Annotated in this window: 13 protein-coding genes and 1 tRNA gene; 6 read left to right on the forward strand and 8 right to left on the reverse strand. The window is 68.2% G+C overall.

Features of this window, described 5'->3' with window-relative positions; all coding sequences use genetic code 11:
• From B4589_RS10820 to thsA, 3 genes are all read left to right on the forward strand, one after another.
• On the forward strand, positions 1-1,767 hold the full coding sequence (locus B4589_RS10820) for an ATP synthase subunit A (protein WP_079234284.1): 1,767 nt from the start codon (positions 1-3) through the stop codon (positions 1,765-1,767).
• Positions 1,767-3,206 (forward strand): V-type ATP synthase subunit B, encoded by a 1,440-nt coding sequence (locus tag B4589_RS10825; RefSeq protein ID WP_079234285.1) that lies wholly within the window; start codon positions 1,767-1,769, stop codon positions 3,204-3,206. The genes B4589_RS10820 and B4589_RS10825 overlap by 1 nt, the downstream gene beginning before the upstream one ends.
• Before the next feature lie 493 nt (positions 3,207-3,699).
• The gene (gene thsA / locus B4589_RS10830) at positions 3,700-5,349 is read left to right on the forward strand and encodes a thermosome subunit alpha (protein ID WP_079235217.1); all 1,650 of its coding nucleotides are present in this window, start codon (positions 3,700-3,702) and stop codon (positions 5,347-5,349) included.
• A gap of 363 nt (positions 5,350-5,712) precedes the next feature.
• On the opposite strand, the gene B4589_RS10835 is transcribed toward thsA, so the two are convergent.
• The 8 genes from B4589_RS10835 to B4589_RS10870 form a co-directional block, all read right to left on the reverse strand.
• Positions 5,713-6,834 carry an ABC transporter substrate-binding protein gene (locus B4589_RS10835; protein ID WP_079234286.1) on the reverse strand — a complete coding sequence of 374 codons (1,122 nt, stop codon included), beginning with the start codon at positions 6,832-6,834 and terminating at the stop codon, positions 5,713-5,715.
• 378 nt (positions 6,835-7,212) lie between these two features.
• Positions 7,213-7,297 (reverse strand) — tRNA-Ser (locus tag B4589_RS10840).
• 41 nt (positions 7,298-7,338) lie between these two features.
• A complete protein-coding gene (locus B4589_RS10845; protein WP_255246074.1) occupies positions 7,339-7,833 on the reverse strand; it encodes a hypothetical protein in 495 nt (164 codons plus the stop codon).
• Complete coding sequence (locus B4589_RS10850; RefSeq protein WP_079234288.1) at positions 7,830-9,101, reverse strand: DUF58 domain-containing protein; 1,272 nt, start codon at positions 9,099-9,101, stop codon at positions 7,830-7,832. The genes B4589_RS10845 and B4589_RS10850 overlap by 4 nt, the downstream gene beginning before the upstream one ends.
• On the reverse strand, positions 9,098-9,658 hold the full coding sequence (locus B4589_RS10855) for a hypothetical protein (RefSeq protein ID WP_079234289.1): 561 nt from the start codon (positions 9,656-9,658) through the stop codon (positions 9,098-9,100). Before B4589_RS10855 ends, B4589_RS10850 begins: the two co-directional genes overlap by 4 nt.
• Positions 9,655-10,626, reverse strand: a complete 972-nt coding sequence (locus B4589_RS10860) for a DUF4129 domain-containing protein (protein ID WP_079234290.1) — start codon at positions 10,624-10,626, stop codon at positions 9,655-9,657. The genes B4589_RS10855 and B4589_RS10860 overlap by 4 nt, the downstream gene beginning before the upstream one ends.
• An 88-nt stretch (positions 10,627-10,714) precedes the next feature.
• Positions 10,715-11,773, reverse strand: a complete 1,059-nt coding sequence (locus B4589_RS10865) for a zinc-dependent alcohol dehydrogenase family protein (RefSeq protein WP_079234291.1) — start codon at positions 11,771-11,773, stop codon at positions 10,715-10,717.
• Between the two features lie 48 nt (positions 11,774-11,821).
• On the reverse strand, positions 11,822-12,250 hold the full coding sequence (locus tag B4589_RS10870) for a nuclear transport factor 2 family protein (protein ID WP_079234292.1): 429 nt from the start codon (positions 12,248-12,250) through the stop codon (positions 11,822-11,824).
• Positions 12,251-12,389: 139 nt separating this feature from the next.
• On the opposite strand from B4589_RS10870, the gene B4589_RS10875 reads away from it, so the two are divergent.
• The 3 genes from B4589_RS10875 (at position 12,390) to B4589_RS10885 (ending at position 14,627) form a co-directional block, all read left to right on the forward strand.
• On the forward strand, positions 12,390-13,289 hold the full coding sequence (locus B4589_RS10875; RefSeq protein ID WP_079234293.1) for an NAD(P)H-binding protein: 900 nt from the start codon (positions 12,390-12,392) through the stop codon (positions 13,287-13,289).
• Positions 13,289-13,993 (forward strand): hypothetical protein, encoded by a 705-nt coding sequence (locus B4589_RS10880; protein WP_079234294.1) that lies wholly within the window; start codon positions 13,289-13,291, stop codon positions 13,991-13,993. Before B4589_RS10875 ends, B4589_RS10880 begins: the two co-directional genes overlap by 1 nt.
• A 139-nt stretch (positions 13,994-14,132) precedes the next feature.
• A complete protein-coding gene (locus tag B4589_RS10885; protein ID WP_143414321.1) occupies positions 14,133-14,627 on the forward strand; it encodes a hypothetical protein in 495 nt (164 codons plus the stop codon).
• Positions 14,628-14,705: the final 78 nt, after the last annotated feature.

Here is a 14,705-nt window from a genome sequence, read left to right on the forward strand (position 1 = left end):
ATGAGTCAGGCAACAGACGTCGCCGCGGATGACCGCGGCCAGATCGAGAGCGTGAGTGGTCCGGTCGTGACCGCCGTCGACCTCGACGCCCGGATGAACGACGTCGTCTACGTGGGCGACGAAGGACTGATGGGCGAGGTTATCGAGATCGAGGGCAACGTCACGACGGTCCAAGTGTACGAGGAGACCTCCGGGGTCGGCCCCGGCGAACCCGTCGTCAACACGGGCGAGCCGTTGACGGTCGACCTGGGTCCGGGGATGCTCGACTCCATCTACGACGGCGTCCAGCGCCCGCTGGACGTCCTCGAGGAGAAGATGGGGTCGGCGTTCCTCGACCGCGGGGTCGACGCCCCCGGCATCGACTTAGAGAAGGAGTGGGAGTTCGAGCCCGAAGTCGAGCCGGGCGACGTCGTCGATCCCAACGACATCGTCGGCGAGGTGCCCGAGACCCAGACGATCGACCACAAGGTGATGGTCCCGCCCGACTACGAGGGCGGCACCGTCGAGTCGGTCGAGGAGGGTGCGTTCAACGTCGAGGAGACGATCGTCACCCTGGAGAACGGCGAGGAGATCCAGATGCACCAGGAGTGGCCGGTGCGTGAGTCCCGGCCGGTCGAGGAGAAGCAGACCCCGACCGAGCCGCTGATCTCCGGCCAGCGCATCCTCGACGGCCTGTTCCCCCTCGCGAAGGGTGGGACGGCCGCGATCCCGGGCCCGTTCGGCTCCGGGAAGACGGTCACCCAGCAGAGCCTCGCGAAGTTCGCCGACGCCGACATCGTCGTCTACATCGGCTGTGGCGAGCGGGGCAACGAGATGACCGAAGTGATCGAGGACTTCCCGGAGCTGCCCGACCCTCAGACCGGGAACCCGCTGATGGAGCGGACGACCCTGATCGCGAACACCTCGAACATGCCCGTGGCCGCACGGGAGTCCTGTGTGTACACCGGGATCACGATCGGGGAGTTCTACCGCGACATGGGGTACGACGTCGCGCTGATGGCCGACTCCACCTCGCGGTGGGCGGAGGCGATGCGCGAGATCTCCTCCCGGCTGGAGGAGATGCCCGGCGAGGAGGGGTATCCGGCGTACCTCGCCGCGCGCCTCTCCCAGTTCTACGAGCGGGCGGGCTACTTCGAGAACGTCAACGGCAGCGAGGGGTCGATCTCGGTGATCGGCGCGGTCTCGCCGCCGGGCGGTGACTTCTCCGAGCCCGTCACCCAGAACACGCTGCGTATCGTCAAGACGTTCTGGGCGCTGGACTCCGACCTGGCCGAGCGCCGGCACTTCCCGGCGATCAACTGGGACGAGTCCTACTCGCTGTACAAGGACCAGCTCGACGAGTGGTTCGAGGAGAACGTCGACCCCGAGTGGCCCGACCGGCGACAGTGGGCCGTCGACACCCTCGACGAGGAGAGCGAACTCCAGGAGATCGTCCAACTCGTCGGGGAGGACGCGCTGCCCGACGACCAGCAGCTCACTCTCGAGGTCGCCCGCTACATCCGCGAAGGGTGGCTCCAGCAGAACGCGTTCATCGAGGTGGACCAGTACTGTCCGCCCGAGAAGACGTTCAAGATGCTGGGGGCGATCAAGAAGTTCAACGACGAGGCGTTCGAGGCGCTCGATGCCGGCGTCCCGGTCGACGAGATCACCGACATCGACGCCGCGCCGAAGCTCAACCGCATCGCGACCACTCCCGACGACGAGGTCGACGAGCACGTCGAGGAGCTGAAAGAGGAAATCGAGACGCAGCTTCGAGAGCTCTACTGATGAAAGAGTACCAGACCATCACCGAGATTTCCGGCCCGCTCGTCTTCGCGGAGGTCGACGAGTCCATCGGGTACGACGAGATGGTGGAGATCGAGACCGTCGACGGGGAGGAGCTCCGTGGACAGGTGCTCGAGTCCGCCGACGATCTCGTCGCGATCCAGGTGTTCGAGGGCACGAGCGGTATCGACCGCAACGCGTCCGTGCGGTTCACGGGCGAGACGCTGAAGATGCCCGTCACCGAGGACCTGCTCGGGCGGGTGCTGGACGGCTCGGGCTCGCCGATCGACGGTGGTCCCGACATCGTCCCCGAGGAGCGCCACGACATCGTCGGCGAGGCGATCAACCCCGTCTCCCGGGAGTACCCCGAGGAGTTCATCCAGACCGGCGTCTCCGCCATCGACGGCATGAACACGCTGGTCCGTGGCCAGAAGCTGCCGATCTTCTCCGCGTCGGGGCTGCCCCACAGCGAGCTCGCCCTCCAGATCGCCCGCCAGGCGACCGTCCCCGAGGAGGACGAGGAGAGCGACGACGGCGAGGGGTCGGAGTTCGCCGTGGTGTTCGGCGCGATGGGGATCACCCAGGAGGAGGCAAACGAGTTCATGGACGACTTCGAGCGCACCGGCGCGCTGGAGCGCTCGGTCGTGTTCATGAACCTCGCCGACGACCCGGCGGTCGAGCGGACGGTCACGCCGCGGATGGCGCTGACCACCGCCGAGTACCTCGCCTTCGAGAAGGGGTACCACGTGCTGACGATCCTGACGGACATGACCAACTACTGCGAGGCGCTCCGAGAGATCGGCGCCGCGCGTGAGGAGGTCCCCGGCCGGCGTGGCTACCCCGGGTACATGTACACCGACCTGGCCCAGCTCTACGAGCGGGCCGGCCGTATCGACGGCCGCGAGGGCTCGGTGACCCAGATCCCGATCCTCACCATGCCCGGCGAGGACGACACCCACCCGATCCCGGACCTCACCGGCTACATCACCGAGGGTCAGATCATGATGGATCGGGACCTCGACAGCAAGGGGCTGGAGCCGCCCGTCAACGTTCTGCCCAGCCTCTCCCGGCTGATGGACGACGGGATCGGCGAGGGGCTGACCCGCGAGGACCACGGCGACCTCAAAGACCAGCTGTTCGCGGCGTACGCGGAGGGTGAGGACCTTCGTGACCTCGTGAACATTGTCGGCCGCGAGGCGCTGTCGGAGACCGACAACAAGTATCTCGACTTCGCCGACCAGTTCGAGACCGAGTTCGTCGATCAGGGGTTCCGGACCGACCGGGATATCGAGGAGACCCTCGACATCGGCTGGGAGCTCATCTCGCTGCTCCCGAAGACGGAGCTCAACCGTATCGGCGAGGACCTGATCGAGGAGTACTACGTCGAGGACCCCTCGGTCGACGCCGAGAGCGAGTCCGGGGAAGCACCCGCGGACGACTAAGCCAGTCACGGCTCGTGACCGAGAGTGACCTCCGTGTCACTCTCCCGGAGCGTGCTGCCGTGACTGTGCGGACACCGATCGCGGCTGGCGACCAGCGACCGCTGCCGGGCGGTCGCTCGGAGCGCCACGCCGCGATCGTGTAGCCAGTCACGGCTCGCGAGCGGCGACCGCCGTCGGGCGGTCGCTCCGAGCCTGTTGCCTGATCGTGTCGCCGGACGTGGTTCTCACTCTCCGCTTTGCACCCCTCAGCGCTCGCTCTCGCTTGCGTGCGCGAGGAGGGAATTAACGCCCCAACGTTTCGCTGGTCGCCGATGTCCGCCGTCCTCCGTGGCGTTCCGGAACGGGTACTTAAACCCTATCGTGGGAACAGTTAGCAATGCACTGTACGGGATGTATGCGCCGCAGTCTCACGGCCTGACCAAAACATCTTTATAGAACCACGGACAATCTGTCGCTGAACATGAGTCAGCAACAGCGAATGGGCAACCAGCCCATGATCGTACTTTCCGAGGAGAGCCAGCGAACCTCCGGGAAGGACGCTCAGGAGATGAACATCACGGCCGGGAAGGCCGTCGCCGAGTCGGTCCGCACCACGCTCGGACCCAAAGGCATGGACAAGATGCTGGTCGACTCCTCGGGCGGCGTCGTCGTCACGAACGACGGCGTGACGATCCTGAAGGAGATGGACATCGACCACCCCGCGGCCAACATGATCGTCGAAGTCTCCGAGACCCAGGAGGAGGAGGTCGGCGACGGCACGACGACCGCCGTCGTCGTCGGCGGCGAGCTTCTGGACCAGGCCGAGGAGCTGGTCGAGTCCGACGTTCACCCCACCACGATCGCCCAGGGGTACCGACAGGCCTCCCAGAAGGCCAAGGAGATCCTCAACGAGGAGGCCATCGAGGTCACGGCCGACGACCACGAGACGCTGACCAAGATCGCCGAGACGGCGATGACCGGCAAGGGCGCCGAGACGGCGAAGGATCAGCTGGCCGAGCTCGTCGTCGACGCGGTGCTTGCGGTGCGTGACGAGAACGGTATCGACACCGACAACGTCTCCGTCGAGAAAGTCGTCGGCGGCTCCATCGAGAACTCCGAGCTGATCGAGGGCGTCATCGTCGACAAGGAGCGCGTCAACGAGAACATGCCCTACGGCGTCGAGGACGCCAACGTCGCGCTGTTCGACGGCGCCATCGAGGTGAAGGAGACCGAGATCGACACCGAGGTCAACGTCACCGACCCCGACCAGCTCCAGCAGTTCATGGAGCAGGAGGAGGAGCAGCTCCGCGAGATGGTCGACCACCTCGTCGACGTCGGTACCGACGTCGTGTTCGTCGGCGACGGCATCGACGACATCGCCCAGCACTACCTCGCCCAGCACGGCATCCTCGCGGTCCGCCGTGCCAAGAGTGACGACCTGAAGGCGCTCGCCCGCTCCACGGGTGCGACCGTCGTCTCCGCGCTGGACGACATCGAGGAGGACGACATCGGCTTCGCCGGCAGCGTCGCCCAGAAGGACATCGGCGGCGACGAGCGCATCTTCGTCGAGGACGTTGAGGAGGCCCGCTCGGTCACGCTCGTCCTCCGCGGCGGCACCGACCACGTGGTCGACGAGCTCGAGCGCGCCATCGACGACTCCATCGGCGTCGTGCGCACGACGCTGAACGACGGGCAGGTGCTGCCCGGCGGCGGCGCCCCCGAGACCGAGCTCGCGCTCCAGCTCCGCCAGTTCGCCGACTCCGTCGGCGGGCGCGAACAGCTGGCCGTCGAGGCGTTCGCGGACGCGCTGGAGGTCATCCCGCGCACCCTCGCCGAGAACGCGGGTCTCGATCCGATCGACTCGCTGGTCGACCTGCGCGCCAGCCACGACGGCGGCAACTTCACCTCCGGCCTCGACGCCTACACCGGCGAGATCGTCGACATGGAGGAGGACGGCGTCGTCGAGCCGCTCCGCGTGAAGACCCAGGCCGTCGAGTCCGCGACGGAGGCCGCGACGATGATCCTCCGCATCGACGACGTGATCGCCGCGGGCGACCTCGCCGGCGGTCAGGTCGGCGACGACGACGGCGGGGACGAGATGCCGCCGGGCGGCGGCGGCATGGGCGGCATGGGCGGTATGGGCGGCATGGGCGGCGCTATGTAAGCGAGGCGGGAAAACCGCCTCCGGCGAGGCAAACCGCCTCGGAAAGCCGAGCGGTCGAAGACCGCTCTTCCGTAGGCCGTCGAGCTTCGCTCGACGACGCCGACGAGGCAGGAATACACGAGCGTTCCGCCGCTCGACCGCCGTCCGATCAGAGGTCAGACGTCTCCCCACCCCGGAAACGGGGTAAACGTTTAGCGCGTTTCTGTACGCTTGTCGTATTCTTCGGAATTTATTAGTGAGTACCTGCTGTTCTCTCAACCACCCGACTGGTCCGTCGGGTTGTCAGAGGCAGGCCGGCGGGTCCCATCGGTCCCGCACTACTCTTGTGTCGTCGTTCCGAGTTTTTTCCGCCGCGTTCGGCTGTTAGAACTCGCCGTCGACGATATCGGCGACCCGGCCGTCATCGTAGAGCTGTTCGTCCGTTCCGTAGAGATCCTCGGCCATCCGCTGGGTGACGACGAAATGCGTGATGGGGCCCTGGTACAGCGGGCCGCCGCGGTAGACGTCGCCGTTCCGGACCGCGGTCAGGTCGCTCGCCACGTCGTGGTTCTCCATGAACGCGACGACGGTGTCCTGGAACTCCTCGGCGGTCTGTGCCTCGTGCCCCCGGCAGAGCAACACGTCGGGGTCGACCTCGAGCAGCGTCTCGTAGTCGACGCTGCTGCGGTCGCTGTGGAAGTCACGCACGTCGGTGTCGGCGAACGCGTCGTTCACGCCGAGTTCGCGGAGGTGTTTGAAGCTCGTCCCCTCGCCGATGATGTACGGCGAGAACGACTCGGGCTCGTTACCGCCGGCCCAGACGACCGCTGCGGCGGGGCGCTCGCCCTCCGGCGGCAGCGCGGCCTCGACGTTCGACTGGAACTCGGCGTGGAGGTCGACGAACGCCTCGTAGCGCTCGGTCTCCTGGAACATTTCCGCGACCTTCTCGAACGCCTCGTAGAGGTCGTAGTACTCGTACTCCTCGTGCCAGCCGTAGCCGGTCGAGAAGATGCTGTTGCCGAAGAAGGGGCCGACGTTCTCCTCGATCTCGTCGATGTCGTCCTCGTCCCAGCCGTCGAAGCGGTTCAGCAGGAAGTTCGGATCGATGACGTGGACGTCGGCGCCGAACTCGTAGAACAGCTCCTTGTCCACGCCGCCGTCCGAGAGGTCGTCGATGCCGCTCTTGTCGACGGAGACGCCGTCGATCTCGTCGTAGTACTTCGTGTGGTAGCGGCTGGCGAGCCAGAGCGCCTCCGGCGGCTGCCGGCCCAGCGCGGCGCCCATGTCGGCGTAGCTGCCGTTGTTGGCAACCCACGTCTCCGGCACGGCGTCGAACTCGACCTCGCCCATCGGCGCCATCGAGACGGTGTAGCTGTCGCCGTCGGCCGCTCCGTCCCCTTCGGTCTCGGTCCCGTCACCGCTGGTACAGCCGGCCAGTAGCCCGCTGGCGACCGCGGCGCTCCCAGCCAGATACGCTCGACGCGTCGGCGTCGTCTCTCGACTCATGCGATTTAGGTCGACCTAACACGCTATAAGGGTGGCGGAGTTTAGGCGAGCCGAATCCGTGTGTAGTCGGACACGGTCCGGTGGTGGACGTGGGTTGTTGGGCAGAGAAACGTCGAGGGATGGTGCACTACGTCCGGCCTCGTTCGAACCCCTCGGCACGGCTCCGGTACAGCACGGTCGACGACGCGCCGCGATGAAACGCGGCGCTGGTCGGCGTAGTGCTTCAGAAACGCCGAGGAAGGGATGTTGAACCACGGTCACTCGCTCGCTGCCGCTCGCTCGTTCCCTGATTCAAATCCCTCGACACGGCTCCGATACAGCACGGTCGACGACGCGCCGCGATGAAACGCGGCGCTGGTCGACGTAGTGCTTCAGAAACGCCGAGGAAGGGATTTGAACCCTTGAGTCCGTGAGGACAGTAGATTTCGAATCTACCGCCTTGGCCAGGCTAGGCTACCTCGGCTCACCTAACCATCGGACACGCTCCGGTTAATCCGTTACGATTCAGCGTAGTGCGTTCACCAGCGCGACCGCGCCGGCCACCAGCAGGAACACCGACGCGATGGGCTGCCCGCCGGCCGCGGTGACGTACACCCCGTAGCCGACGGCGACCGCGAGGCTCCCGACGAGGAACGAGGACACGACGTGGACGACCTCCGCCCGCGTCGTGTCGGTCTCCTTCCCCAACTGCTCGCCCACCGAGACGGCGTTGCTGGCGGCGTCCCACGCGAGCACGCCCGCTAGCGCCGCGACGAGCACCGGCAGCGGCGGCGCGCCGGTGTAGCCGGCGTACAGCACGCCGAGCAGCAGGACTCCGCCGCCGTTGGTGACGAGCCGGCGCGACGCCCGCGCCAACCCCGCGACGAGCACGAGCAGCCCGGCCCCCGAGACGGCGGCGGCGGTCGGTGCCGCGACGGCCGTCGCGGTGATCGACAACAGCGCGAACCCGCCCGCGACGGCGATGCCGAAGCGGGACGGTTCTCGAGTAATCTCGCTCATCGGGACCACCTCCGGGTCGTCCGCTCCAGTTCGACCGCGAGCGGCCGCTCACCCCAGTCGATCACGCGAATCCCGTGGCTCCGGAGGTTCCGGAGCCGCAGGTCGCGTTCCAGCCGCGCGAGCCGGTGGGGGGCGGTGTCGTCGACCGTCGGGTCCGGACTGATCAGCGTGAGCTGGTGGCCGTAGGCGTCGAGTCGCTCGGCGACCGAGGCGATGTAGTCGTCGGTGACGGGACTGAACAGCACGATCTGTGCGTCCGCGGGGAGTCGGCGCCGGAGCCGCCGCAGCGAGATCGAGGGGTAGAACGACCCCTCCGAAGGTGCCACCGAGAACGCCGGGTGATCGGCGAGCAGTCGCCGAGCGGTCGCACGGTGCTGTTCGCCCGTCGCGGGCGCGAGCCAGCACTCCTCGGGGCCGAAGCTCGCGATCCCCACGCGGTCGCCGGTCGAGAGCAGCGCCGAGAACGCCTCGCCCGCGGCCTCGACGCTGCGCTCGACGGCGTTGGGCGTCTCGTCGTCCGGCGCGCGGTACGCCGCCTCCCGGCTGTCGATCAGCAGCACCACCGTCGCCGCCCGCTCCTCGCGGAACGACACCGTCGAGAGCTCGCCGCTGCGGGCGTAGCGGTTCCAGTCCACCCGCGAGAGCGGGTCGCCGCGGCGGTACTCCCGGGTGGAGTGGAACTCCAGCCCGGAGCCGGCCACGTCGGTCGCGACCCGGCCGGAGTACGGCGTCGTGAGCCCGCGCAGCGGTAGGTCGCTGCTGGCTTCGAGCGTCGGGAGACAGCGCAGCGTCGTCCCCCCCTCGACTTCGACCGTCCGCTCCCGCGAGCCGCTGGCGTTGCGGACCACCGCCGTCAGCGGCTCCCACTCGTGGGTGCCCCGCGTCGTCGTCACGGTGTAGCTGAACGTCGTGCGCTTGCCCGGGCGGAGCGCGGTGCCCAGCCGCGCGGTGCCATCGGTGACCGAGAGCCCCGGCGGGACGCCGTCGATCAGCCGGAGATCCGGCAGCGTCGACGCCCCCTCGTTCTCGACGGTGACGGTCACCGTCACCTCCTCGTCGGGGTTCGGGGAGTCGTCGGACAGCTCCCGGTCGACGCTGAGCGTCGCGGGCGGCGCCTCGCCGAGGCGGGCGTACGCCGAGAACCCCACGCCGACCAGCGCGACGAGGAACAGGCCGGGGCGCTGGAACGGGAGGCCGAGCGCGAACGCGACGAACGCCAGCGCGCCGATCCCCGCCCAGTGTTCGGTGTCGACGGCGTCGGGGCTCATCGCGCACCCCGCTCGGCGAGCTCGTCGATCACGCGAACCGTCCGGTCGAACGCCGCCTCGTACTGCGAGAACGGTGCCGCCGCGAGCAGGCGCGCCCGCTCGGCTGGGGCGAGACCGACGTCTTGGCTCAGGAACCACGCCGCGATCGGGTCGTCGGTCCACTCCCCGCGCTCGATCCGGTCGCGCGCCTCGCTCTCCGAGCAGTCCTCGGTGTCGGCGACGGCCACGGCCGCGACCGCGACGAGCCGCTCGCGGACCCGGTCGCGGGAGCGGTTCACCCCGCGGCCGCGGTTGCTCGCAAAGCCCATGATCTCGTGGAGGTCGTCGCCGGGGACGGGCGCCTCGTAGCGCCGTTCGGGGTCGCCGGTCTCCGTCTCGTAGATCTCCGTCCGGCGCCGGGCGAGGACGGCGCTCACCGACTGTATCCCGGCGGCGACCGCGACCAGCAGCACGAACACCCAGCTCCCGGGGAGAACGGCGGCGAACTCCTGCTGGAACGAGACGAACAGCCCAACGAGCACTGCTGCCGCGCCGACGCCAGCGAGCGCACGCCTCATTCGTCGGCCTCCTCGGCGTAGCTCGACTCGATCCGTCGCAGCGCCGCGGTCGCCCGCTGCTCGCGCTCCTCGGTCACCTCGTGATCCCCGTAGCGCACCTCCTCGAACAGGTCGGTGAGTTCGCGCACGTCGTCGGGGGACATCCCCGCGTCGACGGCCGCGGCCGCGAACTCCGCGGGCGTCGAGGACTCCGGGTGGTCGACCGCGAGGTGGTGGGTCATCTCGACCCAGGCTCGGAACACCTCGTTGTCGAAGGCGTCGCCCGTCTCGATCCGGTCGGCGGCCTCGCCGGCAAGCCGGCCGACCGCCGCGATGTCGGGCTCCACCGTCTCCTCCTCGTCGCCCTCGCGGTCGATCTGGGAGTTGACGATATCGTCGGCCGAGGCGACGTACAGCAGCACGATCGCCGCGAGCACCAGCACGACCAGCACGACAACGAGCAGGACCGACGGCTGGCTTGTCGCCGTCTCCGCGGCGGCGCCGAGCGAGCCACCGCCGCCGCTGGTCCCGTTCGTGGTCTGTGTGGCGTTGGCCGGCTCGCTGGCCGTCGACGCCTGCTGGAGCGTCCCACAGCTCCCGAGCGCGAACCAGAACATGTAGACGATCGGCCCGTAGAGCACGGCCGCCGCGAGCGCCATCGCCCGCGAGCCAGTTCGCCACCAGACGTACCCCGAGAGCGCAGCGACGGTGCCGGCGAGCAGCAGCTTCGCCGAGAGCGTCTGGAGGACGGCGATACAGGCGCCGCTGATCTCCCCGGTCCACCGCGAAGCGGAGCTGTTGGCGGCCGAACTGCCGTTAGCGGCGCCTTCGCTGCCGCCGCTGCCGCTTCCGATGCCATCGCCGCTCCCGGAGCCGATCCCGGAACCGGAGTCGGTCGCGGCTGGGTTCTCCAGGGTCGCGCCCGCGGCGCCGATCGCGAGGAGAGCGAGGAGGGCGAGGACGATCGCGACTGCAGTGTCCCGCTGCACACTGTGTGGTTGTTCCAACCAGTGTATAGTGGTTTCGTTGACGAAAGTGGGGATGACAGTGACTTGATCGCCGGCGAAGGGCCGGCGTTTACGCGAACGTGAGGATTTCGATCCCCTCCGTTTCGTAGTCGGTCATCGCCGCCAGACGGTCCGAGACGTCGTCGAGGCCCACCTCACGACCGACGAGCGCGCCCGGGTCGAGCGTCCCGCCGTCGACCATAGAGAGCAGTTCGTTGAAGCGTGCGGGCGGCATCCCCCGGGAGCCGAGCCAGTCGATCTCCCAGCGGGTCATCCAGTCGGTCGGCAGCGACACCTCCCCTTTCTCGGCGTCGGTGGTCAGCCCCACCTGCACGTGCGTGCCGCGGGAGCGGAGACAGCGGACCGAGTTCCGCGCGGTTTCGGCGCGGCCGAGCGCGTCGACGCTGACTGCGGCGCCGCCGTCGGTGATCTCGCGGATTCGTCCAACCGCGTCCCCTTTAGCGCCGTTCACCGTCTCGCTGGCGCCCACCTCGGCCGCGCGGGCGAGCGCGTCGTCGCTCACGTCCACCGCGATCGGGCGCGCGCCCAGCGCGTCGGCGATCTGGACCGCCGAGAGGCCGACGCCGCCGCAGCCGTGGACTGCGACCCAGTCGCCGCCGCCCACGTCGGCGCGGTGAGCCAACGCGTGGAACGCGGTCATGTACCGACAGCCGACGGCCGCGACGTCACGAAAACTGACTCCGTCGGGCAGCGTCTGGAGGTTGTGGTCGGCATGGGGGACGGCGACCTGCTCGGCGAACGCGCCGGGCACGTCGCGCTCGAACCCCAGCGCGAGGCCGTTCTCGCAGGTGTTCCCGTGGCCGGTCCGACACTCCCCACAGCCCCCGCAGCCGAGGCTGAACGGGACGACCACGCGGTCGCCCTCGCTGAACCGGTCGACGTCCTCGCCGACGGCGACGACGCGACCTGCGGGCTCGTGGCCCAGCACGTAATCCAGCGGCACCTGGTCGTCGGCCCACTCGCCGTGGCCCTGCCAGGCGTGCCAGTCGCTCCGGCAGATGCCGCAGGCCTCGACCGCGACGACGGCGCCGTCCGGCGCGGGGTCGGGGTCGGGGAGCTCGGTCACGTCGAGCGGTTCACTGTACTCGCGGAGCACTGCGGCGCGCATTTGGCCGGGGTTGGGGTGGGGTGTGGGTAGGGCTGTCGGTGGGACGGCTTAGAGCCAGGGGTACTGCTCCGTGTCCCGGCCCGCGTAGTCCGGGTCGAGGTAGATGAACAGGCGCGCGATCTGGCCGTCCCGTACCTCGAACACGTCACACCAGCGTCCGCCGCCCGGCTCCCCGTCCGGGCGCCACGCCGTCCCGTCGGCCGTCTCGCCGGTGCTCGTCCCCTCGACGACGACCGTGTCGCCGTTGATAACGTAGTTGAACGTCTCGTAGTCGTGGTTCATGGCGTTCACCACCCCGCCCACGTCGCCGAACATCTCCCCGATCTCCTCCCGGCCGGTCGCGATCCCCCACTTCGGGTAGAACACGCGTGCGTCCTCGGCGAACAGGTCGAGGAGGTCGCCGCCGCTGTCGAGCCGACGGAAGTACTCCAGCACGATACCTTTCCGGTCGATGTCCGCCTCGGTTAGCTCACGCATACATGTGTTAACGTTCACCACGAAATAACGCTACCGACTGTGACACGACGGTCGCGGACAGACGGCGCCGACGGTTGTGAGACGCGGCGGACGGCGAACCCGACACAGCACCTAAGCGGCGCGCGAGCCTATCACTCCCATGAACGTTCTCGTCACGGGCGCCACCGGCTTCGTCGGGGAGCGACTCGTCCCGACGCTGCTCGACGCCGGGCACGACGTGTCGGTGCTCGTCCGGGACCGATCGACGTACGACGCCCCGGATGGCGTCGACGTGTTCGAGGGTGACACACTCCAGCCTGAGAGCCTCGCGGCGGCGCTGGACGGGGTCGACGCCGCCTACTACCTGATCCACGCGATGGGCGGCGGCCGCGGCTTCGAGGAACGCGACCGCCGGGGCGCGCGCAACTTCGCCAGCGCGGCAGATGGGGCGGGCGTCGACCGCGTGATCTACCTCAGTGGGCTGGGCGTCGATGGTGACGATCTCTCGGCCCACCTGCGCTCGCGCCGGGAGGTGGAGACGCTCCTCCGCCGCGGCGACTACGACCTGACGGTGCTCCGGGCGGCGATCATCGTCGGCGCGGGCGGCGCCAGCTTCCGGATCGTCCGCCAACTGAGTTCGCGACTGCCCGTGATGATCACGCCGCGCTGGGTGAAGACGCGGGTCCAGCCCATCGCGATCGCCGACGTGATCGCCTATCTCGTGGGTGTCCTCGACGAACCCGAGACCGCCGACGGGACGTTCCAGATCGGCGGCCCGGAGGTGCTGACCTACCGCGAGATACTGTCGACGGTCGGCCGCATCCTCACGGGCCGCGAGCCGTACATCGTCCCGGTGCCCGTGCTCACCCCGCGGCTCTCGGCGTACTGGGTCGACCTCGTCACCGACGTGCCCGCCGGGGTGGCGTACCCGCTCATCGACGGGATGGCGACGGACGTGGTGGTGACCGACGACCGAATCCGCTCGCTGGTGCCGGTCGACCTCACGCCGTTCGAGACGGCGGTCGAACGCGCGCTCGAGGAGGAGGCGGCGGATCGCTGATGGCGCCACACCTGGGCGAGACGTGGGTGTACGAGAGCCTCGTGAGCGCGGTTCCGGTGGTCGATCTCTCCGACCGCACTGCCTTGCTGATCCAGTTCGTCGTCTTCGAGGCGATCATGCTTGCCACGGCGGCGGCCTACGACCTCTGGACGGCGGTGCCGGCCGGCACCGCGGCGATCGTCGTCGCGGTCGCGGGCAGCTGGCTGATGCTGACGTTCAGCCGCACCGTCCGCCACCTCCAGCCGCCGACGGCGTACCGCCGGCTGCTGTTCGGCTCCAGCATCGAACTCGCGCTCAGCGTCGTGGCGTTCGTGCTGTTCGTCACCTACCTGTTCGTCGTCGACCCGCGGGACGGCGGCTCGCTGCTGACCGACCTGCTCGGGGCGGACCCGCCCGCCGTCGCGGTGGTGCTCCTGCTGCTCGTCACCTGGGACGTGATCTACCGCATCGGCGCCTGCTGGTGGGCGACGGTGATGGGGTTCTGGCGCGCACTCCGGTTCGGCTTCGACCGCGAGACGACGCGGACGCTGACCCGTCTCGACGCGCGCAACGTCGCGTTCGCCGGCCTGCAGGTCGCGATGGTGCCGTTCGTGCTCGGCCACCCCGTGCTCGTCGGCGCGGTGGTCGGGCATCTTGTCGCGGTCGTCGTCGTCTCGATCGCGACGGTGGTGCTGCAGCGGCGTGCGGTCGCGGACGACGAGTAACCGCGCCCCACCATCCTGTATTCCGAAGCAAGATCGACTCCAAGTGAGTCCGTTCTCGGATCGGATGGGTCGTTCTCCAACCTGTTTGTGTTATGTATTCGTGGAAAGAACTATTGTATAAAGAAACATAAATAACGATATGGTCTCACGTAGATCGGTTTTGCTTGGGGGTGGGTCGCTGTTGCTGGGCGGCTCCGTTGCCGCAGCGGGTGTATCGCTCTGGCTGGACGATGCTGAGACGTGGGACGCGGGTAATGTAGTTGTTAGGAACGTGAGTGACGCCACAGAACCGGTTCACGTGACTGTCGAACGGTGGTACGAATCGACGGAGTGTAGCGACGGCGAGACAAAAGAGGGAGATCGATGCTTCGATCAAACGTTCTCGGAACGTTCCAACGTCTCACCCGATACTGTGAACGTGTTCGAGGACGCGTACAGTACTCCCGGGCAGTACCGAGTTCGGGCACGAGCCAGCGAGGACCGGACCGACGCGGACTCGAACATCGAACTCTGGACCGAAGACGGTGACGTGACAGGGATGGGAACGGAAGTCGTTATACTTCCCGATGGTGAACTCTCTGTGATGGGTTTCATCAACTCGGGAACTCGAAACCCGCCTCCGAACCACAGTTAGCGCACCCGGAAACAGCGGCGTACCGTCGATGAGGAACCGACATTCGTCGTAATCGGACCTTCCGCGTTCGATCTACTG

This window comes from Halolamina sp. CBA1230 (genome assembly GCF_002025255.2).
Taxonomy (GTDB): Archaea; Halobacteriota; Halobacteria; order Halobacteriales; family Haloferacaceae; genus Halolamina.

Coding starts and splice junctions, on each gene's coding strand:
- B4589_RS10820 (WP_079234284.1), top strand. CDS start 1: ATGAGTCAGGCAACAGACGTCGCCGCGGATGACCGCGGCCAGATCGAG.
- B4589_RS10825 (WP_079234285.1), top strand. CDS start 1,767: ATGAAAGAGTACCAGACCATCACCGAGATTTCCGGCCCGCTCGTCTTC.
- thsA (WP_079235217.1), top strand. CDS start 3,700: ATGATCGTACTTTCCGAGGAGAGCCAGCGAACCTCCGGGAAGGACGCT.
- B4589_RS10835 (WP_079234286.1), bottom strand. CDS start 6,834: ATGAGTCGAGAGACGACGCCGACGCGTCGAGCGTATCTGGCTGGGAGC.
- B4589_RS10845 (WP_255246074.1), bottom strand. CDS start 7,833: ATGAGCGAGATTACTCGAGAACCGTCCCGCTTCGGCATCGCCGTCGCG.
- B4589_RS10850 (WP_079234288.1), bottom strand. CDS start 9,101: ATGAGCCCCGACGCCGTCGACACCGAACACTGGGCGGGGATCGGCGCG.
- B4589_RS10855 (WP_079234289.1), bottom strand. CDS start 9,658: ATGAGGCGTGCGCTCGCTGGCGTCGGCGCGGCAGCAGTGCTCGTTGGG.
- B4589_RS10865 (WP_079234291.1), bottom strand. CDS start 11,773: ATGCGCGCCGCAGTGCTCCGCGAGTACAGTGAACCGCTCGACGTGACC.
- B4589_RS10870 (WP_079234292.1), bottom strand. CDS start 12,250: ATGCGTGAGCTAACCGAGGCGGACATCGACCGGAAAGGTATCGTGCTG.
- B4589_RS10875 (WP_079234293.1), top strand. CDS start 12,390: ATGAACGTTCTCGTCACGGGCGCCACCGGCTTCGTCGGGGAGCGACTC.
- B4589_RS10880 (WP_079234294.1), top strand. CDS start 13,289: ATGGCGCCACACCTGGGCGAGACGTGGGTGTACGAGAGCCTCGTGAGC.
- B4589_RS10885 (WP_143414321.1), top strand. CDS start 14,133: ATGGTCTCACGTAGATCGGTTTTGCTTGGGGGTGGGTCGCTGTTGCTG.